This window comes from Hydrogenophaga sp. RAC07, assembly GCF_001713375.1.
Classification (GTDB): domain Bacteria; phylum Pseudomonadota; class Gammaproteobacteria; order Burkholderiales; family Burkholderiaceae_C; genus Hydrogenophaga.
Window position 1 is genome coordinate 1,832,115 of record NZ_CP016449.1, and the last position, 20,749, is coordinate 1,852,863.

The 20,749-nt window shown below is 65.0% G+C and carries 19 protein-coding genes and 1 pseudogene; 7 read left to right on the plus strand and 13 right to left on the minus strand.

Going from position 1 to position 20,749, the window contains the following annotated elements; all coding sequences use genetic code 11:
- Position 1: 1 nt before the first annotated feature.
- On the minus strand, positions 2–436 hold the full coding sequence (locus BSY239_RS08565) for a 6-pyruvoyl trahydropterin synthase family protein (RefSeq protein ID WP_069046474.1): 435 nt from the start codon (positions 434–436) through the stop codon (positions 2–4).
- Positions 437–454: 18 nt separating this feature from the next.
- Positions 455–1,453 carry a zinc-dependent alcohol dehydrogenase gene (locus tag BSY239_RS08570; RefSeq protein WP_069046475.1) on the minus strand — a complete coding sequence of 333 codons (999 nt, stop codon included), beginning with the start codon at positions 1,451–1,453 and terminating at the stop codon, positions 455–457.
- An 82-nt stretch (positions 1,454–1,535) separates the two neighbouring features.
- Between BSY239_RS08570 and BSY239_RS08575 the strand changes: the two genes are divergently transcribed.
- From BSY239_RS08575 to BSY239_RS08585, 3 genes are read left to right on the plus strand one after another with little or no spacing between them, the layout of a single operon-like run.
- Positions 1,536–2,333 carry a CDP-alcohol phosphatidyltransferase family protein gene (locus BSY239_RS08575; protein ID WP_069048878.1) on the plus strand — a complete coding sequence of 266 codons (798 nt, stop codon included), beginning with the start codon at positions 1,536–1,538 and terminating at the stop codon, positions 2,331–2,333.
- 3 nt (positions 2,334–2,336) lie between these two features.
- Positions 2,337–2,951, plus strand: coding sequence for a YceI family protein (locus tag BSY239_RS08580; protein WP_069046476.1), 615 nt, complete (start codon positions 2,337–2,339; stop codon positions 2,949–2,951).
- A complete protein-coding gene (locus BSY239_RS08585) occupies positions 2,948–4,648 on the plus strand; it encodes a sulfatase-like hydrolase/transferase (protein WP_069046477.1) in 1,701 nt (566 codons plus the stop codon). Before BSY239_RS08580 ends, BSY239_RS08585 begins: the two co-directional genes overlap by 4 nt.
- A 2-nt stretch (positions 4,649–4,650) precedes the next feature.
- On the opposite strand, the gene BSY239_RS08590 is transcribed toward BSY239_RS08585, so the two are convergent.
- Positions 4,651–5,409, minus strand: a complete 759-nt coding sequence (locus tag BSY239_RS08590; protein WP_069046478.1) for an FkbM family methyltransferase — start codon at positions 5,407–5,409, stop codon at positions 4,651–4,653.
- A gap of 389 nt (positions 5,410–5,798) precedes the next feature.
- On the opposite strand from BSY239_RS08590, the gene BSY239_RS22405 reads away from it, so the two are divergent.
- Positions 5,799–6,737 (plus strand): PEP-CTERM sorting domain-containing protein, encoded by a 939-nt coding sequence (locus BSY239_RS22405; RefSeq protein ID WP_172823090.1) that lies wholly within the window; start codon positions 5,799–5,801, stop codon positions 6,735–6,737.
- 89 nt (positions 6,738–6,826) lie between these two features.
- Positions 6,827–6,976: pseudogene (locus tag BSY239_RS22825) on the plus strand (transposase); the annotation flags it as partial.
- 258 nt (positions 6,977–7,234) lie between these two features.
- Here the strand turns inward: BSY239_RS22825 and guaA are convergent.
- Positions 7,235–8,851 carry a glutamine-hydrolyzing GMP synthase gene (gene guaA / locus BSY239_RS08600; protein ID WP_069046480.1) on the minus strand — a complete coding sequence of 539 codons (1,617 nt, stop codon included), beginning with the start codon at positions 8,849–8,851 and terminating at the stop codon, positions 7,235–7,237.
- 71 nt (positions 8,852–8,922) lie between these two features.
- A complete protein-coding gene (gene guaB / locus BSY239_RS08605; RefSeq protein WP_069046481.1) occupies positions 8,923–10,392 on the minus strand; it encodes an IMP dehydrogenase in 1,470 nt (489 codons plus the stop codon).
- A gap of 171 nt (positions 10,393–10,563) precedes the next feature.
- On the opposite strand from guaB, the gene BSY239_RS08610 reads away from it, so the two are divergent.
- Positions 10,564–11,103, plus strand: a complete 540-nt coding sequence (locus BSY239_RS08610) for a DUF4124 domain-containing protein (RefSeq protein WP_069046482.1) — start codon at positions 10,564–10,566, stop codon at positions 11,101–11,103.
- A gap of 22 nt (positions 11,104–11,125) precedes the next feature.
- On the opposite strand, the gene BSY239_RS08615 is transcribed toward BSY239_RS08610, so the two are convergent.
- The gene (locus tag BSY239_RS08615) at positions 11,126–11,455 is read right to left on the minus strand and encodes an RnfH family protein (protein ID WP_069046483.1); all 330 of its coding nucleotides are present in this window, start codon (positions 11,453–11,455) and stop codon (positions 11,126–11,128) included.
- Positions 11,456–11,462: 7 nt separating this feature from the next.
- Entirely contained in the window at positions 11,463–11,909 is a 447-nt protein-coding gene (locus BSY239_RS08620) for a type II toxin-antitoxin system RatA family toxin (protein ID WP_069046484.1), read from the minus strand.
- A 48-nt stretch (positions 11,910–11,957) separates the two neighbouring features.
- Between BSY239_RS08620 and smpB the strand changes: the two genes are divergently transcribed.
- On the plus strand, positions 11,958–12,452 hold the full coding sequence (gene smpB / locus BSY239_RS08625) for an SsrA-binding protein SmpB (RefSeq protein ID WP_069046485.1): 495 nt from the start codon (positions 11,958–11,960) through the stop codon (positions 12,450–12,452).
- A 30-nt stretch (positions 12,453–12,482) separates the two neighbouring features.
- Here smpB and BSY239_RS08630 read toward each other — a convergent pair whose 3' ends face one another.
- From BSY239_RS08630 to infB, 6 genes are read right to left on the minus strand one after another with little or no spacing between them, the layout of a single operon-like run.
- Positions 12,483–13,583 carry an enoyl-CoA hydratase/isomerase family protein gene (locus tag BSY239_RS08630; RefSeq protein WP_069046486.1) on the minus strand — a complete coding sequence of 367 codons (1,101 nt, stop codon included), beginning with the start codon at positions 13,581–13,583 and terminating at the stop codon, positions 12,483–12,485.
- A 22-nt stretch (positions 13,584–13,605) separates the two neighbouring features.
- The gene (locus BSY239_RS08635) at positions 13,606–14,625 is read right to left on the minus strand and encodes a DMT family transporter (protein ID WP_069048879.1); all 1,020 of its coding nucleotides are present in this window, start codon (positions 14,623–14,625) and stop codon (positions 13,606–13,608) included.
- Between the two features lie 50 nt (positions 14,626–14,675).
- Positions 14,676–16,499, minus strand: coding sequence for a translational GTPase TypA (typA, locus tag BSY239_RS08640; protein ID WP_069046487.1), 1,824 nt, complete (start codon positions 16,497–16,499; stop codon positions 14,676–14,678).
- Positions 16,496–17,485, minus strand: coding sequence for a tRNA pseudouridine(55) synthase TruB (gene truB / locus BSY239_RS08645; RefSeq protein ID WP_069046488.1), 990 nt, complete (start codon positions 17,483–17,485; stop codon positions 16,496–16,498). The genes typA and truB overlap by 4 nt, the downstream gene beginning before the upstream one ends.
- A 2-nt stretch (positions 17,486–17,487) precedes the next feature.
- Positions 17,488–17,859: a 30S ribosome-binding factor RbfA gene (rbfA, locus tag BSY239_RS08650; protein ID WP_069046489.1), complete on the minus strand. Its 372-nt coding sequence runs from the start codon at positions 17,857–17,859 to the stop codon at positions 17,488–17,490.
- A 3-nt stretch (positions 17,860–17,862) separates the two neighbouring features.
- Positions 17,863–20,736, minus strand: a complete 2,874-nt coding sequence (infB, locus tag BSY239_RS08655) for a translation initiation factor IF-2 (RefSeq protein ID WP_069046490.1) — start codon at positions 20,734–20,736, stop codon at positions 17,863–17,865.
- Between the last annotated feature and the right edge of the window lie 13 nt (positions 20,737–20,749).

Consider the following 20,749-nt stretch of genomic DNA (forward strand, 5'->3'; position numbering starts at 1 on the left):
CTCACGCGGTGGCGCGCACGGGCACGGCACCTTCGTACGAGGCCCAGGCCACGTGCGATTCGTTGAGCGTCACGCGGATGTGTTGCACACCCGCCGAACCGGCGGACGGCAAGGCGTTGGCGCCCAGCGCGCCCGCGGCCATGCGCGCGGCCACGCGGTCGAAGATCAGGCGGGCCAGAAACTCGGTGGTGGTGTTGCGGCCATTGAACTGGGGCTCTTCGTCGAGGTTGCGGAAATTGAGCGCAGCGAGCTCTTCACGCAGCACCTGGGTGGCCAGGCCGATGTCGACCACGATGCCGTCGGCGTCCAGCGCCTCGCGGCGCAGCTCCAGGTCCACCACGTAGGTGGCGCCGTGCATGCGCTGCGCGGGGCCGAACACGGCACCCTGGAAGCTGTGGGCGATCATGAAATGGTCTCTGACGTTGACGGCGTACATGGGTGGGTTCTCTTTTCTTCAAGCGGGGTAATCGATGCGGTGGCAGAGGGTGTCGCCACCCCCGGTGGCCAGGCGCTCCAGCACGGTCGGCAATTCGTGAAACGGTGCACTGTGCGTGATGAGGCAGTCCAGCGCCGGATCGGTGAGCAGCGACAGCGCGAGCTCAAGGCGGCGGCGGTGGCTCCAGCGACCGCGCTGCGCTGTGGCCACATGCCCGACCTGCGAACTCTTGAGCGTGAGGCGCTGCGAGTGGAACGCCTCGCCCAGCGGCACGCTCACCGCGCGGTTGCCGTACCAGCTGAGTTCCAGCACGGTGGCCTCGAAGGCGGCGAGCCGCAGCGCGGTCGCCAGTCCCGCGCCCTGCCCGCTAGTGTGCACCACCAGGTCGGCGTCAGGTCGCGCATCCGCCGGCAGCGCGAAGCTGGCGCCGAGAGCCTGGGCCACGTCGGCGCGGCCCGCTTCGGTGTCGACCACCTGCACCTCGCAGCCCGGCAGCCGCGCCGCGAGCCAGGCCACCAGCAGGCCCAGTGTTCCGCCGCCCACCACCGCGATGCGCTCGCCCAGGCGCGGTGATGCGTCCCACAGCGCGTTGATGGCGGTTTCCAGGTTGGCGGCGAGCACGGCGCGAGCGGGTGGAACCCCGGCCGGCAGCGGCAGCACGGCGTCGGCCGGCACCTGGAACACGGTCTGGTGCGGGTACAGGCAGAACACAGTCCGCCCCAATAGCTCGGCGGGCCCTGCCTCGACCACGCCCACGTTCACGTAGCCGTATTTCACCGGGCCTGGAAAGTCGCCTTGCTGGAACGGCGCGCGCATGCGCTGCGCCTCGCTGGCCGGCACCTCACCGCGAAACACCAGTCCCTCGGTGCCCCGGCTCACGCCGGTGTGCAGGGTGCGCACGCGCACCTCGCCATCGGCCAGGGCCGGCAAGGCTTGGTTGCGGACCTCGGCCCGGCCGGGCGCCACGGTCCAGCAGGCCTGGGCCGGTGTGTTCGGTGGGGAAGGAGGAGATGCCATGAACGAAAAGGGATATGCCGTGTCAGAGGGTGAGTGCGTGCCATGATCACCGCGACCGCACGGCCATCTTATGTTGCAGACGATGAAAACCGCAGGCAGCCCACCCTTTACGCCCCAGCCCCGTCAGGACATCGCAGACCGCCAGGGCCTCGCACGCGACGCCGCGCGCGACCTCGCGGCGGTGGCTGCGCTGGTGCTGCTTGCGGCCCTGGGTTTGGCCGGTGTGGCGGGCCTGGGTCTCGACTACACCGCCAAGGCACTGTTGGTGCTTGCGGCGGCTGCATGGCTGCTCTGGCGTGGCCTTGGCGCCCATCCGCATGCGCGCTTTGGCCCCGCCAACCGGGTGACGCTCGTCCGCTTGGGGGCCATGGCCTTGATGGCCGCGCTGGTCGGTGAAGCCCTGCCCCGCGCGCCGCTGGGCGCCATGCCCACTGCCGCGTGGTGGCTGGTGGTCGCAGCCACGTTGACGGCGCTGCTCGACGCGGTGGACGGCGCACTGGCGCGGCGCAGCGGCATGGCGAGCGCCTTCGGCGCGCGATTCGACATGGAGACCGACGCCGCTTTCACCCTGGTGCTGTGTGCGCTGGTGGTGCAGGCGGGTCAGGCCGGTCCGTGGATCCTGGCCAGCGGACTCATGCGCTATGGCTTCGTGGCGGCGGCCTCGGCCTGGCCCTGGTTGGACGGACCCTTGCCGCCGAGCAAACGCCGCCAGACCGTGTGCGTGGTTCAGATCACGACGCTCATCGTCTGCCTCGGGCCCACCGTGCCGCCGATGTTGGCCACCGGCCTGGCCGCGGCCAGCCTGGCCTTGTTGACCCTGTCTTTCGCCACCGATGTGCGAACCCTGGCGCGGCAGCGCCCCACCCCACTGGAGACGTGAACCATGCGTGCCAACCCCCTGAAAACCGCCCTCGTCTGGGCCGCCATCGCGGCCAGTTCCCCACTGTGGATGAGCACGGCCCACGCCCAGGCCGCGCGCTACGAACTCGACCCCGACCACATCACCGTGGCCTTTCTGGTCGACCACATCGGCTACGCCAAGGTGCTCGGGATGTTCCGCTCGGCGCGCGGCAGCTACCGTTTTGACGAAGCCACGGCCACGCTCTCCGAGGTGCGCATCGAGGTGGAAACGGGCAGCGTGTTCACCAACCAGCGCAAGCGCGATGACCACCTCAAGGGACCGGATTTTCTGAACAGCGGCGAGTTTCCCCGGATGGTGTTCACTGCCAGCGGTGCCAAACGCACGGGCGACAAGACGTTCGACATCAGCGGCCAGCTGGAACTGCTGGGCAAGTCGCAGCCGCTCACGCTGCAGGCCACCTGGAACAAGAGTGCCGAGTCCCCGCTGGGCGGCCCGCTGGGCAAGCCCTATGTGATGGGCGTGTCGGCGCGCGGCAGCTTCAAGCGCAGCACCTACGGCATGAACTACGCAGTGGCCAACGGCTGGGTCGGCGACGAGGTGCCGCTCATCATTGAATTCGAGGCCGTGCGCAAGTGAGGTCGGCGCCGCCACCGGCGCTGGGCTGGCTGCTGCGGTTTGTCCTGGCCTTCGGGCTGCTCAACACGCTGCTGACGTTTGAGAACCGCTGGCCCGGTTTCGGCGTGGCCTACATGCCGCGTCTGTCGTTCGAGCTCTGCCTGGCCGTGGTGGCGTTGATGGCCTGGGTGGCGTGGCGAGGCGGCCTTTCCCGGCGGGGAGCCTGGGCGTGGACCGCGGGCTTCCTGGTCCTGGTGGTGGTGCGCTACGCCAACGTCACCGCGCCCGCCGTGATGGGTCGACCGGTCAATGTGTATTGGGACGGGCGCCATGCGGGGGAATTGTTCAAGGTCGCGGTGCAGGCCATGCCGGGCTGGCAGCTGGCTGCAGCGATCGGCGCTGCGGTGGTCGGCGTGCTGCTGCTCACGCTGCTCGTCCGCTGGGTCGTCGGTGCGCTCGCGCTGTCCGTGGCCTGGCCAGCCCCCCGCCCCTGGTTGCTGGCGGGCGCAGGCGCCTGCACCTTGAGCTTCGCCGCCTACGTGCCGGACCAGCGCGACACACGCTGGTTTTTCTCGCTGCCGATCACGCCCACCCTGCTGCTGCAGGGTCAGCTGCTGGCGCGTGTGTGGCTGCCCGGTGAGTCGCGTGCGGCGCTTGGTGCTGGCCCGGGTTTCAACGGCGACCTGTCAGGTCTGGTGGGCGTCAACGGTCCAGCCGATGTGCTGCTGGTGTTCGCCGAGTCCTACGGAAGCATCACCTTCGACGACCCGGCGCAAGCCGCCGCTCTGGCCGGGCCACGCGCCGAACTGGCACAGGCCATCGAAAACGGTGGCCGGTTCGTGGTGTCGGCGCGCGTGACCGCCCCCACCTTCGGCGGCTCGTCGTGGCTCTCACACGCTGCGCTGCTCGCCGGCGTGGACACCCGCGACCCGGCCGACCACGACCTGCTGCTGGCCAGTGACCGGCCCACGCTGGTGCGCCACTTCGCGCGCCACGGCTACCGCACGGTGGGCTGGATGCCCGGTCTCAAACGTCCCTGGCCCGAAGGTGCGTTCTACGGCTTCGACCGCCTGGCCGACGACGCCGGCATCGGTTACCAGGGTCCGGACTTCGGCTACTGGCGCATTCCCGACCAGGCCGCCATGGCGCTGCTGCAGGCGCAGGAGCTTGATCGGACACGCGCCCGAGCACCGCGCTTTGCCGTGTTTGCCACCACCAGCACCCATGCGCCCTTTCACCCGATCGCGCCGTTCGTGAGCGACTGGGCTTCGTTGACAGGCCCCCACGCGTATGCAGGGGTCGCCACAGCTCACACCGACAGGTCGTTGGCACAGGCCATCCCGCAGTACCTCGAAGGCATGCGCTACCAGCATGCGTGGATGACCGACCACCTGCGGCGCCAGGCGTCCCGGCCCGTGGTGATGATCGTGGTGGGCGACCACCAGCCGCCCGGCTTGGTGAGTGGCAGCGGTGCGACCTGGGAGGTGCCCGTGCATGTGGTCAGCGACGATCCCGCGCTGTTGCAACGGTTGCTGGGCAGCGGCTTTGTCCCCGGCCTCACGCCGACCTCAAAAACGCTGGGCAGCATGCCTGCACTGACCTCGGTGTTGCTCAACGCCTTCGACGCGCCGGGTGCTCATGAGACGCTGGGCGAAGCGCATGTCGTCACCCCTCCCGATCCGGCCGGCTCACACCATCGAACGCCGCCGGGCTCCTGAACTCAGCGTGTCAACCACGCGTGCACGTCGCCCGACGGGCCATCGGGCGGCATGGCCCGCAGCCAGGCGCGCATGGCGTCGGCCGACTCACCGTCCGGTTTCAACAAACTCAGCCGTTCGCCCAGCGACACGGCGTAGCGGTAGCGCCCTTCCCCGGCCAGGACTTCCAGCCGGTCGATGCAGCCCAGGGCCACATCGCGCACGGCCGGCAGGAACTCGAACGACACGGCGCCAACCGGCTGGCTCAGGCCCATGAGCACCTCCAGTTCGAAGCCCTCCACATCGATCTTCACGAAGTCGGGCTTGCCGTGCGCGGCGATCAAGGCGTCCAGCGTGGTCACGTCCACCAGCGGGCCGTCTTGCCAATGCACGCCGCGAAACGAAGGCGCCGCGCCGGCGCGCTGGACAAAGTCGGTCGAGAGCGTGGCGACCGTGGGCGTGCGTGGGCTGGACATCAAACGCGCCTGTCCCGGTGCGCGACCGAGCGCCTGAGGCAGCAAGGTCACTTGAGCATCTGCACCGAAGCGGCGTTGCAGCAGCCGAATGAAAGCAGGTTGGGGCTCCAGCGCCACCACCCGTGCCCCCAACTGGCGAAATGCCGCCGTCCGGTTGCCGGCGTGCGCGCCGACATCAAACGCGAGCCCGCCAGCGGGCACGAAGCGCCGGTAAAAGCGCCGCAGCTGTGCGCCCCGCCAGGGAATGCCGCGGTAGACCAGCAGCGAGCGCAGCAGGCCGAACTGGCGATCGAACTGCTCGCCCATGAGGCGGACACCTCACTCCAACTCGATTGTCAATAACTCAGCGCTCTTCGCTCTGTACAGAGGAGAAAACCGAGCCTCGGCGAACGCGAATACTGTCATGTTTACCGCCATTTCTAGAAGTCTCGTGTTGTGGGTCGCCGGGCGCAGCGCGCTCAATGCGGTTGACTCTACTGCAGGTGCCTGCAAGCATCAGCTGACGGTAAAAACTGGGGCGATCTGGCTGGAAGTGACGGTAAATGTGGACTGCTCCTCGGCTGGGACGGCCGTTTGGCCGGGTTCTTCGAGCACGAGGATGGGCGCTCGGCGGGGATCATCTGCGCCATCGACTCGATGTACTGGGCGAAGCGGCCCGGCGACATGTGGTTCAGCAACCCCTCGCGCAGAAGATCTTGCTGGGCGTCGTCGAAGCCGGCCCCGAGGAGCGACACCCAGCCGATGGACTAAAGCTTTTGGGCGCTGTTCTGGCTCGCTTCCGCTCTCGAATTGACTATTCTCAACGCTTCACTTGTTTGTCCTGCAAAAATCAATTCGCATCAATATTAGATACCGGAGGCTTTATGTGGCGACTTGCTGGCAAATTTGTCTTTATCGCGGTGCTCCATTGCGTCGGTGGTGGTGTCGCTGCGGCACCAGTGACTTACAGCTTTTCCACGAGTGCAAGCCCATTTGGGACAACTTCAATTGCAGGTCTTTTTAGCTCCGACGCGGTAATCTCAGGAACATTCGACTTCGATTCAGCCGCTCCTTTCATACAAGATGTTGGAACCGGACTTTCTTACGGCGGCCATAACGCCACAACCGGCAATGCCGCTAGCTTTAGTGAACTGTCCGGTTCCGTATCAGGCTTGTCCTTCTCGGACAAACGAGGCGTTGTCATCGTGGGCAATGACAGATCACCCGCTCCCGGCGCGGTTCCCGTTGATTCATTGGCGCTTTCTGCCGACCCTTCACTCACCAGCACCAGTCCACGTAACCTCGTCGGATTCACAATTGGGGACTACACGCTGGTGAATGTGAGATTGTTTTGGCTGGAGGATCAGAGTGTGCCCGACCTAATTACGGATTTCCTCGACAACGAAGCCCTTCCAGCCACACTGCCAACTTTTGACGGAAGGATGGCGCTCGACTTCGTTCGGACGGGCACGACAACCACATCGCTCGCAGGTTCTGTGTTTTTCGACGGGTTGAACGTTGATGCGTCAACACCTGTCTCAGAACCCGAGACACTCGCGCTGCTGCTGACCGGCCTTGGCTCGATGGTCTTTTGCTCCCGGCGCAAAAGACTTACGGTCATCAAAGCGCATAGCAACGTCCGACTGTCTCAGTAAGTCGTGACGTCTCCCCCGAATTCCGGACTTTTCAAAACTAGGGGGTACGGTTGCTTTCCGGCAAGCCCGAAGGGGCGCAAGGAGAAGCAATGAAGAGGTCGAGATTTTCTGAGGAACAAATCGCCTACGCGCTGCGACTGGCTGGGTCAGGCACACCGGTGGTCGACGTGTGCCGCCAAATCGGAGTGTCCGAGGCGACGTACTACACATGGAAGATGAAGTTCGGGGACCTGACTGCGGAAGTGGATTCTGCGACGTCGGTGGTGGTTTCAAACAGCATGACGGCTCCTTTTTGCGCACGCCCGATACCGTCAGAACAGCCTGACGGTACTTTCTCGGGCGGTGTCGAGGCGCCGCAAATTTACCGACTGTTTTACCGTCAGCCTAATTTTGTACCTGTTGAACGATCTTGATCGACACAGACAGATAAGTTGTTGATTCTTTTGAAGAATCGCCGGTTTGCAGAACGTACTTGAATGGTGCAAACCGATCTTCTTTCATTCCCACTCGATGGTGGCGGGGGGCTTGGAGCTCACGTCGTAGGTCACGCGGTTGATGCCGCGCACTTCGTTGATGATGCGGCTGCTGACCTTCTTGAGCAGCGCGTAAGGCAGCTCGGCCCAGTCGGCGGTCATGAAGTCGCTGGTCTGCACCGCACGCAGGGCCACCACATAGTCGTAAGTGCGGCCGTCGCCCATCACGCCCACGCTTTTGACCGGCAGGAACACGGTGAAGGCCTGGCTGGTGAGGTCGTACCAGCTCTTGCCGCTGGGGTGGTCGATGGTGGAGCGCAGTTCTTCGATGAAGATGGCGTCGGCCCGGCGCAGCAGATCGGCGTATTCCTTCTTCACCTCGCCCAGAATCCGCACGCCCAGACCCGGGCCCGGGAACGGGTGGCGGTAGACCATGTCGTGCGGCAGGCCGAGCGCAACACCAAGTTCGCGCACCTCGTCCTTGAACAGATCGCGCAGCGGCTCCAGCAGCTTCAGGCCCAGTTGCTCAGGCAGGCCACCCACGTTGTGGTGGCTCTTGATGGTCACGGCCTTCTTGCTCTTGGCGCCGCCCGATTCGATCACGTCCGGATAAATAGTGCCTTGTGCCAACCACTTGGCGCCTTTTGTTGATGCACCACTTGAGATGAGCTTGGCGGCTTCGGCCTTGAAAACCTCGACGAATTCGCGGCCGATGATCTTGCGCTTGGCCTCCGGCTCGTTCACACCGGCCAGGTGACCGAGGAACTGGTCGGCCGCGTCCACCCGGATCACCTTGGCGTGCAGCTTGCCGACAAACATGTCCATCACCATGTCGCCTTCGTTCAGGCGCAGCAGGCCATGGTCGACGAACACACAGGTCAGCTGGTCGCCGATGGCGCGGTGGATCAGAGCCGCGGCCACCGACGAATCGACACCACCGGACAGGCCGAGGATGACTTCTTCGTCGCCCACCTGCTCGCGGATCTTCTGCACCGCTTCTTCGATGTGGTCGCGCATCACCCAGTCGGCCCGGGTCGCGCAGATGTCGAGCACGAAACGCTCCAGCATCGCCCGGCCCTGCACGGTGTGCGTGACCTCTGGGTGGAACTGCACCGCGTAGAAATGGCGCGCTTCGTCGGCCATGCCGGCGATGGGGCAGCTGTCGGTGCTGGCCATGAGCTTGAAGCCGGGCGGCAGCTCGGTGACCTTGTCGCCGTGGCTCATCCAGACCTTGAGCATGCCGTGGCCTTCGGGTGTGTGGAAGTCGGCAATGTCCTTGAGCAGCGCGGTGTGACCGCGCGCGCGCACCTCGGCGTAGCCGAACTCGCGCGAGTTCGAACCTTCGACCTTGCCGCCAAGATGCTGTGCCATGGTCTGCATGCCGTAGCAAATGCCCAGAACCGGAATGCCCAACTCGTAGACCACATCAGGCGCCTTGTCGTCCACCTCGTACACGCTGGCGTGGCTGCCGGACAGGATCACGCCCTTGAGCTGGCCATCGGCGGCGAACTCACGAATCCAGTCGCTGCTGACATCGCACGGATGCACTTCGCAGTACACATGCGCTTCGCGCACGCGGCGGGCAATCAGCTGGGTGACCTGTGAACCGAAATCGAGGATGAGGATTTTCTGGTGTTGCATGGCGTTGTCTGGCGGGACTGTTCAGAAAGCAAAAAGGCCGTCCATCAGGACGGCCACTGGCGCATGGGCGCTTATTCAGCTCTGTAGTTCGGGGCTTCCTTGGTGATCTGCACGTCGTGCACATGGCTCTCGCGGATGCCGGCCGAGGTGATCTCGACGAACTCCGCCTTGTGGCGCATGTGCTCGATGCTCGGGCAGCCGCAGTAGCCCATGGCCGCGCGCAGGCCGCCGGCCATCTGGAAAATGATGGAGACGACCGAACCTTTGTAGGGCACACGGCCTTCAATGCCTTCGGGCACCAGCTTGTCGGCGTTGGGGTTGCCGGTGCTGCTTTCCTGGAAATAGCGGTCGGCGCTGCCCTGCTGCATGGCACCGATGGAGCCCATGCCGCGGTAACCCTTGTAGCTGCGGCCCTGGTACAGCACGATCTCGCCCGGCGACTCTTCGGTGCCGGCGAACATGCCGCCCATCATCACGGTGTTGGCGCCAGCGGCGATGGCCTTGGCGATGTCGCCGCTGTAGCGGATGCCGCCGTCGGCGATCATGGGCACGCCCGTGCCTTGCAACGCGGTGGCCACGCTGTCGATGGCCATGATCTGCGGCACGCCCACACCGGCCACGATGCGGGTGGTGCAGATGGAGCCCGGGCCAATGCCGACCTTGACCGCGTCCGCGCCGGCTTCCACCAGCGCCATGGCCGCGCCACCGGTGGCGATGTTGCCGCCGATCACGTCGATCTGCGGGTAATTCTGTTTGACCCAGCGCACGCGGTCGATCACGCCCTTGCTGTGACCGTGTGCGGTGTCGACCACGATGGCGTCCACGCCGGCCTTGACCAGGGCCTCCACGCGCTCTTCGGTGCCTTCGCCCACGCCCACCGCGGCGCCCACGCGCAAGCGGCCCGACGGATCGCGTGCGGCGTTGGGAAAGTTCAACTGCTTGGTGATGTCTTTCACCGTGATCAGGCCCTTGAGCTCAAAACCGTCGTTGACCAGCAGCAGGCGCTCCAGCTTGTGCTTGTTCAGCAAGGTCTTGGCTTCGGCCGGCGTGGTGCCGTCGGGCATGGTGATCAGGCGCTCGCGCGGCGTCATGATCTCGCTGACCGGCAGGTCGTAGCGGGTCTCGAAGCGCAGGTCGCGCCCGGTGACGATGCCGACCACGCGGCCTGCTTCGACCACCGGGAAGCCGGAGATGCCCAGCTCGTCCGAGAGCTTCATGACCTGGCGGATGGTGGTCTGCGGCGAGATCACCACCGGGTCGCGCAGCACGCCCGATTCGTAGCGCTTGACCTTGGCCACCTGGGCCGCCTGCTCTTGCGGTGTGAGGTTCTTGTGGATGATGCCGATGCCGCCTTCCTGGGCGATGGCGATCGCCAGACGGGCTTCAGTGACCGTGTCCATGGCCGCGGAGACCAAGGGCAGGTTGAGCTGGATGTTGCGGGAAAACTGGGTGGCGAGAGAGGTGTCCTTGGGCAGGACCTGGGAGTACGCTGGCACCAGCAACACGTCGTCGAAGGTGAGCGCTTTGCCGAGTAGGCGCATGGGAAAGCTCCAAAAGCGTCGATTGTAGCCGCCCGCCCTGCGGGCAAACCCGCAGGTGGGAACGCACCGGTTTGACCGCTCAGTGCGGAAAAACCACCGCTGCGTCTGCTGGTGCGCCGCCCTGCGTGCATGGAGTGAGGCAGCCTGGGAACTCAGGGCTAAACTCGCGAAATGTCACAAGTCACCACCTCCCAACTGCCCTGGCGCGCGCCCCTGTTGACGGTCTTGCTGCTCGCCTGCAGCTCTGTTGCCATGGCGCAGTGGCAATGGGTCGACAGCACCGGGCGCAAGGTGTTCAGCGACACCCCGCCACCAGCCAGCATCCCGGACAAGAGCATCCTCAAGAAGCCCGGTTCGGGCATGGCCCCGCCGGCAGTGACCGCAGAGCCGGCTGCAACCGCCGCGGCCACCGCCGCACCGGCCGCTCCACAGATCCCCGCCCGCGACACCGAACTCGAAGCGAAGAAGAAGCAGGCCGAGCAGGCCGAAGAGGCCAGGAAGAAGGCCGAAGCAGAGCACGTGGCCAAAGCGCGCGCCGACAACTGCGAACGTGCGCGCAAAGCCAAGATCACGATGGACTCCGGCGTGCGTCTGGCGACCACGAACGCCAAGGGCGAGCGCGAGATCATGGACGACAAGGCCAAGGCCGCTGAGACCCAGCGCATGGAAGGCATCATCCGCAACGACTGCGGGCCCCTGCCCAAACAGTGATCCGCCTCAGCGCGGCAAGTCTTCAGTAGCCGGCCTTGGAGCCGGCTTTTCTTCGCGCGAACAAGCCTGTTCCCCGCGCGCCCTGCCCCACAAAACGCTCCCGGCGAGCCACCTTCGGGTCCACGCGCAACGCCCGGTAGACCTCCAGCCGATCGCCATTGCGCAGAGCATGTTCACGACCCACACGCCGACCCCACACGCCCAGCGTGAGTGCGGGCGTTGCGAGTTCGGGGAAAGCCTTGAGCCATCCCGCCAGTTCCAGCGCCCCATGGGCCGTGCATCCCTCCGGCACGTGCAGATCTAGCTCCAGCACCTCACGCGGTGCCGGCGAAAACATCAGGGTGATGTGCATGCCGGGCTCAGTCCGCGCCGTAGACCTGGTCGGCACGTTTGACGAACGCATCCACCAGGTTGCCGGCGATCTTGTCAAACACCGGGCCGACCAGCGCGGCCAGGGCAGAACTGGAGAAACCGTAGCTCAGTGTGAACTCCACCTTGCAGGCACGCAGCGTGCCGTCACCAAGAGGCGTGAATGCCCAGACGCCATCCAGCTGTGAGAAGGGTCCATCGACCAGCTCCATGAGCACCTTGCGGTCGGTCTCGTGGGTGTTGCGGGTGGTGAAGCTCTGGCGCAGGCCACTGATGGCCATGCCCACGCGAGCCAGCATGCCGTCGTCGTTGAGTTCCAGCACTTCGCCGTGGTCGCACCACGGGAGGAACTGAGGGTAGTGCTCGATGTTGGTGACCAGCGCGAACATTTCATGGGCGCTGTGGGAGAGCAAGACAGACTTGTGAATCGTTTTCATACAATCGAACTCATTGTATTGGCCTGAAACGGCCGCACCTCGCGCGTCATGGCCACCAAAAACAGCAAAGCAACCCCCACCAAAGGCCTCGACAGCCGCATCGCCGACAACAAGAAGGCGTTCTTCAATTACGCCATCGAGGAACGTTTTGAAGCCGGCATGGTGCTCGAAGGGTGGGAGGTGAAGGCCCTGCGCGAAGGCAAGGTGCAGCTCACCGACGGTTATGTGGTCATCCGCAGCGGCGAATTGTTCCTGATCGGCTGCCAGATCAACGCGCTGTACACCGCCTCCACCCATGTCAGCCCGGACTCGGTGCGCACCAAGAAACTGCTGCTGCACAAGGACGAGATACGCCGTCTCATCGGCAAGGTCGAGCAGAAGGGCTACACGCTGGTGCCACTCAACCTGCACTGGAAGAACGGCAAGGTCAAATGTGAACTGGCGCTCGCCAAGGGCAAGGCCGAACACGACAAGCGCGACACCATCAAGGACCGCGAAGGCAAGCGCGAGGTCGATCGCGCCATGAAGTCACGCAACCGCTGAGGCGCAGCAGCGTCTTCTGCGCGGGCGTGTTCAGCGAAGGTGCGCGAGCGGGTGAACCTCCGCAGCCCACGGGCTCTCGAAGAACGCGGCCACCTGCCCTCTTCCCACTTCTTCAATGCGTTCGGGGTTCCATCGCGGCTGGTGGTCCTTGTCCACCGCCAGCGCGCGGATGCCTTCCACGGTTTCGCTGGCCGCGCCCGGGCGCAGGTGGAAGCAGCGGTACACCATGCCGCGCTCCATGCGCAGGTTGTCGGCCAGGCCGAGTCCACGCGCACGGCGCACCTGCTCCAGCACCACATGCAGCATCAGCGGTGAGCGGTGGCGCAGCGTGGCGGCCGTGGCCTTGGCCCATTCGCTGTCGTCCGACTCCAGCGTGGAAATGATGGCGTGCACGTCGGGCAAACCGAACACCCGGTCGATCTCTTTGGCAGGCCAACTGCCCGCGGCCACCGTGATGCTCAGGTGGCTGGCGCACCAGCGCTCCACCGCTGCCCCGTTCTCGAACGGCGTTTGAGCCAGTGAATTCCACAAGCCGACCAGGCGGCCCGAATCGATGAAGCCGTCGGCCAGGCCAGCGGCCATGGCGTCGCGCCCGCCGAGCACCTGGCCGGTGAGTGCGAGGTACTCGCCCAGGCGGCCCGGGCAGCGGCTCAGGAAGTAGCCGCCGCCCACATCGGGAAACAGGCCGATGTGGGTCTCGGGCATGGCGAGCTTGCTGCGTTCGGTGACGATGCGCAGGCTCGCGCCCTGGCTGATGCCCATGCCGCCGCCCATGACGATGCCGTCCATGAACGCGATGTAGGGCTTGCGGTACGTGTGGATCAGGTGGTTGAGCGCGTACTCTTCGGTGAAGAATGCCTCCAGCGACGCGTCGCCCGAGAGCGCGGCCTGGTGGAAGTAGCGGATGTCGCCGCCGGCGCAGAAGCTGCCGAACGGGCCTTCCTTGTTGACACCGCGGATCGCAACGGCCAGCACCTCGTCGTCGTCCCTCCAACGCTCGAGTGCCCGCGTGATGCTGCGGATCATGTCGAGCGACAAGGCGTTGAGGGCCTTGGGCCGGTTGAGCGTGATGCAGCCGACGCGGCCCAGCACTTCGGCGATGACAAGGGTTTCAGGCGCAGGGACGTTCATCGTTGTTCTTCCGAAAAATCGTTCATTGGGGTTGCTGGTCGACCGTCTGGATGCGGGGCGTCCCCGCCCGAGAACGCCAGCCCAGCAACTCGTTGATCACCAGGGCGCCGATCACCAGGCTGCCGCCGCGCAGCACCTCGTCGCCCGGCACTTCGTTGGCCCAGATCCAGGCCAGCAGGATGCCGAAGATCACTTCCAGCAGGGCCAGCAGCGAAACTTCAGGCGCCTTGAGCACGCGCGCGCACACCACCGACAGCGCGCAGGGAATCGCCAGTTGCACGAGACCCAACATGGCCAGCCACGCCACGTCACTCGCGGTGGCTGCAAAAGGCAGCGCGAACGGCAGCGTGAGCAGGGAGGAGATCACGGCACCGAGCAGCACCGAGGGCACGAGATCGATCTTTTCGCCGTGGGTCTGGCTGCGTTGCACCACCGTCCAGTTGATGGCGCCGGCGACGGGCACGCACAAGGCGGTGAGCGAACCCAGCACCAGTCCACCGGTGTCGATCTCGGGATGGGCCAGCGCCTGCACGAACTGGCTGCCGTACATGTAGGCGATGCCGGCGCCGGCGGCCAGGATGGCCAACCAGGTGCGCGCGGCCAGCTGTTGGCCGATGAAGATACGCGCCACCAGCGCGGTGAAGAGCGGCCCCACCGACATGATCACCAGCACGTTGGCCACGCTGGTGAAGGTCAGGGCCAGCATGAAGGCGGTGAACATCACCGACCAGCACACGCCCGAGATCCAGAAGGCCGACGATTCGGGAATCAGGCCCCAATGGTGTTTGAGCCAAATCCGCAGCGAGGGTGCGTCTGTTGACGCAACCAGGTGACCTTGGCGTCGGTCGGCCTGCCGCCAGACGGGCAGGATGACCAGCAAGGACAGCGCGGTGAAGGCGCTGCGCCAGAACGTGACCTCGAACCGCGCCGCCGATTCCAGCTGGCGCGACACCACACCGGCGATCGACCACATCAGTGTGACCGCCAGCATGAGAAAAACCGCCTGGGTGTGCGTCAGGCGGTTGAGGGCTTGAAAAGGCATGGCCAGTTCAGGTCGCAGCAGCCGCAGCACAGAGCCGCGGCCCGCCCGGCTCAGCTTTTGGAGGCTCGCTTGCGGTCGCTTTCCTTCAGGAAGCGCTTGCGCAGACGCACGCTCTTGGGCGTGATTTCGACCAGTTCGTCGTCTTCGATGAATTCCACACCGTACTCGAGGTTGAGGTCAACGGGCGGCGTGATCTTGATAGCGTCTTCCTTGCCGCTGACGCGGAAGTTGGTCAGCTGCTTGGTGCGGGTGGCGTTGACGATCAGGTCGTTGTCGCGGTTGTGGATGCCGACGATCATGCCTTCGTACACCGGGTCGCCGGCGCGCACGAACATGCGGCCGCGGTCGTCGAGCTTGCCCAGGGCGTAGGTGAAGATTTCACCGTCGTCCATGGAGATCAGCACGCCGTTCTTGCGACTGGCGATGTCGCCCTTGTGCGGCTCGTAGCCGTCGAAGATGTTGGCGATCAGGCCGGAACCGCGCGTCAGGTTCAGGAACTCGTTGGTGAAACCGATCAGGCCACGCGCCGGAATGCGGTACTCCAGACGCACGCGGCCACGGCCATCGGGTTCCATGTTGGCCAGTTCGCCCTTGCGCTCGCCCAGTGCCTGCATCACGCCGCCCTGGTGCTGTTCTTCGATGTCGGCCGTCACCATCTCGATGGGCTCGTGGCGCACACCGTCGATGTCGCGGAACACCACGCGTGGCTTGGACACCGCGAGTTCGTAGCCTTCGCGGCGCATGTTTTCCAGCAGGATGGTCAGGTGCAATTCACCGCGGCCCATCACTTCGAAGATGCCGTCTTCGTCGGTTTCCTTCACGCGCAGGGCCACGTTGTGCTGCAGCTCTTTCTGCAGGCGGTCCCAGATCTGGCGGCTGGTCACGTACTTGCCTTCGCGGCCGGCCAGCGGACTGGTGTTCACGCAGAAGTTCATGGTCAGCGTCGGCTCGTCGATCTTGAGCATGGGCAACGGAGCGGGGGTCAGCGGATCGGTCACGGTCACGCCGATGCCGATGTCGGGAATGCCGTTGATCAGCACGATGTCGCCCGGGCCGGCTTCGGTCACCTGCACGCGGTCCAGGCCCTGGAACTTCAGCACCTGGTTGACGCGACCCTTGACGACCTTGCCGTCCACGCCTTCCATCACGACCACGTCCATGTTGGGCTTGATCGTGCCCTGGCTGATGCGGCCCACGCCGATGCGGCCAACGAAGGTGGAAAAGTCGAGTGCGGAAACCTGCAACTGCAGTGGCGCTGCCGGGTCACCGTCCTGCGGCTTCACGTGCTTGAGCACGGTGTTGAACAGGGCCGACATGTCGGGTCCCCACTGCTCGCCCGGTGCGCCTTCGACCAGCGAGGTCCAGCCGTTGATGCCCGAGGCGTACACCACGGGGAAGTCGAGCTGTTCGTCGTTGGCACCGAGCTTGTCGAACAGATCGAACGCGGCGTTGATCACGGCGTCCGGGCGCGCGCCCGGCTTGTCGACCTTGTTAACCACCACGATGGGCTTCAGACCCAGGGCCAGCGCCTTCTTGGTCACGAAGCGCGTCTGCGGCATCGGGCCTTCCTGCGCGTCGATCAGAAGCACCACACCGTCCACCATGGACAGGGCGCGCTCGACTTCACCGCCGAAGTCCGCGTGGCCGGGGGTGTCGACGATGTTGATGTGCGTGCCTTCCCAGCTCACGGCGCAGTTCTTGGCCAGGATGGTGATGCCGCGCTCGCGTTCGATGGCGTTGTTGTCCATCACCGTGTCCACGATCTTTTCGTGTTCGGCGAAGGTGCCCGACTGGCGAAGCAGCTGGTCCACCATGGTGGTTTTGCCATGGTCAACGTGGGCAATGATGGCGATGTTGCGGATTTGTTTGCTCATGATGCGAGTTCCGGTGAGGTTTCCAGGATTTGCTGTATTTCGATGGGGCTCAGCAGCCGCCCCGGGATCAGTTCACCCGCTTGGGTGTGCGCGCTGCCCAGCAGCACGGCTTCTTGTGAAAACGATTCATCGCCGGTGGAAACAGGACCGAACACGGCCACACTTTCCTGGTCGGCCCAGGCGCCACGGCGGCGCAGGCCGCTGAGGAAACGCCCCGCATCATCAGCGTCCAGCGTGACGGCCTCGTGGCCTTCCAGCAGGGTCTGCACCGGCAACAACAGCGCCATGCGTTCGCTTTCGTCCAGCGCTTCGAGGGCGTCAAGCGTGATGCACTGCGAGGCGTTGAACGGGCCGGTTTCGATGCGGCGCAACATGCTCAGGTGCCCGCCACAGCCCAGGGCCTCGGCGATGTCTTCACCCAAGGTGCGGATGTAGGTGCCCTTGCTGCAGCGCACGCGCAGATGAAGAAACGGCGCGTCGCCCTGCAGTTGCATGTCCAGCAGGTCGAGGTCGTGGATGGTGACGTGGCGCGCCTCGCGCTCCACCGTCTCACCCTGGCGCGCGTATTCGTAGAGCGGCTTGCCGTCCTTCTTCAAGGCGCTGTGCATCGGCGGCACCTGGGCGATCGGACCCATGAAACCGTCGAGCGCTTCAACCACCTGGCCCGGCGTGCAAACCACGTCGCGGGTCAGGATCACCTCGCCTTCTGCGTCGCCAGTGCTGGTTTTCACGCCCAGGCGCACCACGGTCTCATAGGTCTTGTCGGCGTCGAGGTGGATCTGGCTGAATTTCGTGGCCGCGCCAAAGCACAACGGCAACACACCGCTGGCCAGCGGATCGAGCGTGCCGGTGTGGCCTGCTTTCTCGGCTCGCAGCAACCATTTGGCTTTCTGCAAAGCCTGGTTGCTGGAGAGACCCAGCGGTTTGTCGAGCAACAGCACCCCATGCACAGGGCGCCGCTGCACCCTCGTGCGTGGCGCGTGCATCGTTATTCTTCCTTTGACCGAGAAGAGACAGCCTTGGAAATCAAGGCGTTCATGTCGGCCGCGCGCTCGGTGGTGCGGTCGAACACGAAGTGCAGCGTGGGCACGGTGTGGATGTGCAGCCGCTTGAACAAACCGCTGCGCAGGAAACCCGCCGCGGCATTGAGGCCTTCCAGCGTTTCCGCAGGATCACCCGTGAGCAGGCTGAAGAACACCTTGGCGTGCGCGTAGTCGGGCGTGACCTCGACCGCATTGATCGTGACCATGCCCACCCGCCGATCTTTCAACTCGCGCGCGATCAGCTCGGCCAGATCGCGCTGGATCTGGTCGGCCACGCGGAAACCGCGGTTGGGGACGGATGAAGCTTTGCGAGGCATGGTTTACAGCGTCCGCGCGACTTCCTTGACCTCGAAGAATTCGAGCTGGTCGCCTTCCTTGATGTCGTTGTAGTTCTTCAGCTTGATACCGCACTCGAAGCCTTCCTTGACTTCGCGCACGTCGTCCTTGAGGCGCTTGAGGGTGTCGATCTCGCCGGTGTAGATGACCACGTTGTCGCGCAGCAGGCGGAAATGCGCGCTGCGGGTGACCTGGCCAGCCGTGACCATACAACCGGCAATGGTGCCGATCTTGGTGGCCACGAACACGGTGCGGATCTCGGCCGAGCCGATGACTTCTTCGCGCTTCTCGGGCGCCAGCATGCCGGACATGGCCGCTTTCAACTCATCGACGGCGTCGTAAATGATGTTGTAGTAGCGCAGGTCCACGTCGTTGCCTTCGGCGAGCTTGCGGGCTCCCACGTCGGCACGCACGTTGAAGCCGATGATCACCGCCTTGGAGGCAATGGCCAGGTTCACGTCGGACTCGCTGATGCCGCCGACCCCGGCGAACACCAGTTGCACCTTGACCTCGTCGGTCGAGAGCTTGAGCAGCGACTGGGCCAGCGCTTCCTGCGAACCCTGCACGTCGGACTTGACAATGATGGGCAGCAGCTTGACTTCGCCAGCCGACATGTCGGAGAACATGTTCTCCAGCTTGGCGGCCTGCTGGCGCGCCAGCTTGGTGTTGCGGAACTTGCCGGCACGGTAGGTGGCGATCTCGCGCGCACGGCGCTCGTCGGTCATCACCATGAAGTCGTCGCCGGCCTGGGGCACTTCCGACAGACCTTGAATTTCAACCGGGATGGACGGCCCGGCGGCCTTGATCGGCTTGCCGTTTTCGTCCAGCATGGCACGCACACGACCAGAGGTCTGTCCGACCAGCACCACGTCACCGGTCTTGAGCGTGCCGCTCTGCACCAGCACCGTGGCCACGGCACCGCGGCCTTTGTCCAGACGGGCTTCGATCACCAGGCCCTTGGCCATGGCATCCACAGGCGCCTTCAGTTCCAGCACTTCGGCCTGCAACAACACCTGCTCCAGCAGCGCGTCGATGCCCTGGCCGGTCTTGGCGGACACACCCACGAAGGGCACGTCACCACCGAACTCTTCGGGCACGACTTCTTCGGCCACGAGTTCGGAGCGAACCTTCTCCAGGTTGATGCCGGGCTTGTCGATCTTGGTCAACGCCACGACGATGGGAACGCCCGCCGCCTTGGCGTGTTTGATGGCTTCCTTGGTCTGCGGCATCACGCCGTCGTCTGCCGCGCAGACGAGGATGACGATGTCGGTGGCCTGGGCACCACGGGCACGCATGGCGGTGAAGGCCTCGTGACCGGGGGTGTCGAGGAATGAAATCATGCCGCGCTCGGTCTCGACGTGGTACGCCCCGATGTGCTGCGTGATGCCGCCGGCTTCGCCCGCAGCCACCTTGGCACGGCGGATGTAATCCAGCAGCGAGGTCTTGCCATGGTCCACGTGGCCCATGACGGTGACCACCGGTGCACGCGGCAGCAACTCGTGTTCCTGCTGCGAGGTTTCGTCGTCGGCAAAAGCTTCCGGATCATCCAGCGCCGCCACCACAGCCTTGTGGCCGAGTTCTTCCACCACGATCATGGCGGTGTCCTGGTCCAGCGGCTGGTTGATGGTGACCATCTGACCGAGCTTCATCAACTGCTTGATGACCTCGGACGACTTCAGGCTCATCTTGTGTGCGAGCTCGGCCACCGTGATGGTCTCCGGCACGTGCACTTCAATGACCTTGACTTCGGTCGGTGCCACGAAATTGCTGGCGCCGGTGTCTCGGGAATCGCGCGAGTCGCGGCGACCACGCGGGCCTCCGCGCCAGTTGGAACGCCCGGCACTGGTATCGCCACGCGTCTTGATTTCTTTCTTCTTGGCCGCGTCGTCTTTCCAGGTGGAAGACAGGTTCTCGGACTTGATCTCTTTTTTGCCGGCCACACCGGCCGTGGCGGCGCCAGCTGCGGTGGTGGCGGGTTTGCCGGGCGTGCCGGCAGGCTTGTGCAGCGTGCCCTTGATGCCGGCCTTCGGATCGGCCACGGGAGCCGGTTCGGGCTTCTTCGCGACCAAGGTCTTGGCAGGCGCCGACATCATGGCGCGGATGTTCGCGGCTTCGGCCTCCGCCTTGCGACGGCGCTCCACCAGATCCTGGGCGCGCAGATCGTCGGCGCGTTTGCTCTCGGCGTTGCGGTCCGCGATCACGCGGGCTGCGGAATCGCGTTCCAGCGAGTCGGTCTTGGCCTTGGCGTCTTTGGCGGTGCGTGCCGCAATGGCTTCTGCAATGCCTTCGGGCGAAGCGGCTTCGGCGGCGGCGCGGGCAGCGGCTTCCGCGGCATCCGCAGCGGCCGAAGCAGCACGCTCCTGCTCGACCACGGCTTGCGCCTGGCGGGCTTCCTCGGCCTCGCGGGCCTGGCGCTTCTCGTTGAATTCTTCTTCCTGGCGGCGCAGCAGCTCGGCATGGCGGCGCGCGTCTTCCTCGCGGCGGGCCAGTTCTTCGGTGTCGATCACCGGCGCCGCAGCAACCGGCTCCTCAACCACCTCGGGCACGGCCACCTCGTCGTCGCGCTTGATGAAGGTGCGCTTCTTGCGCACTTCCACCTGGATCGTGCGGGCTCGGCCAGTGGAGTCGGCCTGCTTGATCTCGGAGGTCGATTTCTTCACCAGGGTGATCTTCTTGCGCTCACCGCCGGCCGTGCCATGGCTGGCTTTGAGGTGGCCCAGCAACGATTGCTTGTCGGACTCGGTGACCGGATCGGTCCCGGACGACTTGGGCACGCCCGCTGCGGAGAGTTGCTCCAGCAGGACGGTGGTGGGCTTGTTCAGCTCGGCAGCCAGTTCGGCGACGGTGGTACTTGTCATAGGTCTCTATTCT

Excerpts from the sequence above, each read along its gene's own strand:
- BSY239_RS08565 (WP_069046474.1), bottom strand. The coding sequence starts at position 436 with ATGTACGCCGTCAACGTCAGAGACCATTTCATGATCGCCCACAGCTTC.
- BSY239_RS08570 (WP_069046475.1), bottom strand. The coding sequence starts at position 1,453 with ATGGCATCTCCTCCTTCCCCACCGAACACACCGGCCCAGGCCTGCTGG.
- BSY239_RS08575 (WP_069048878.1), top strand. The coding sequence starts at position 1,536 with ATGAAAACCGCAGGCAGCCCACCCTTTACGCCCCAGCCCCGTCAGGAC.
- BSY239_RS08580 (WP_069046476.1), top strand. The coding sequence starts at position 2,337 with ATGCGTGCCAACCCCCTGAAAACCGCCCTCGTCTGGGCCGCCATCGCG.
- BSY239_RS08590 (WP_069046478.1), bottom strand. The coding sequence starts at position 5,409 with ATGGGCGAGCAGTTCGATCGCCAGTTCGGCCTGCTGCGCTCGCTGCTG.
- guaA (WP_069046480.1), bottom strand. The coding sequence starts at position 8,851 with ATGCAACACCAGAAAATCCTCATCCTCGATTTCGGTTCACAGGTCACC.
- guaB (WP_069046481.1), bottom strand. The coding sequence starts at position 10,392 with ATGCGCCTACTCGGCAAAGCGCTCACCTTCGACGACGTGTTGCTGGTG.
- BSY239_RS08610 (WP_069046482.1), top strand. The coding sequence starts at position 10,564 with ATGTCACAAGTCACCACCTCCCAACTGCCCTGGCGCGCGCCCCTGTTG.
- BSY239_RS08615 (WP_069046483.1), bottom strand. The coding sequence starts at position 11,455 with ATGCACATCACCCTGATGTTTTCGCCGGCACCGCGTGAGGTGCTGGAG.
- BSY239_RS08620 (WP_069046484.1), bottom strand. The coding sequence starts at position 11,909 with ATGAAAACGATTCACAAGTCTGTCTTGCTCTCCCACAGCGCCCATGAA.
- smpB (WP_069046485.1), top strand. The coding sequence starts at position 11,958 with ATGGCCACCAAAAACAGCAAAGCAACCCCCACCAAAGGCCTCGACAGC.
- BSY239_RS08630 (WP_069046486.1), bottom strand. The coding sequence starts at position 13,583 with ATGAACGTCCCTGCGCCTGAAACCCTTGTCATCGCCGAAGTGCTGGGC.
- BSY239_RS08635 (WP_069048879.1), bottom strand. The coding sequence starts at position 14,625 with ATGCCTTTTCAAGCCCTCAACCGCCTGACGCACACCCAGGCGGTTTTT.
- typA (WP_069046487.1), bottom strand. The coding sequence starts at position 16,499 with ATGAGCAAACAAATCCGCAACATCGCCATCATTGCCCACGTTGACCAT.
- truB (WP_069046488.1), bottom strand. The coding sequence starts at position 17,485 with ATGCACGCGCCACGCACGAGGGTGCAGCGGCGCCCTGTGCATGGGGTG.
- rbfA (WP_069046489.1), bottom strand. The coding sequence starts at position 17,859 with ATGCCTCGCAAAGCTTCATCCGTCCCCAACCGCGGTTTCCGCGTGGCC.
- infB (WP_069046490.1), bottom strand. The coding sequence starts at position 20,736 with ATGACAAGTACCACCGTCGCCGAACTGGCTGCCGAGCTGAACAAGCCC.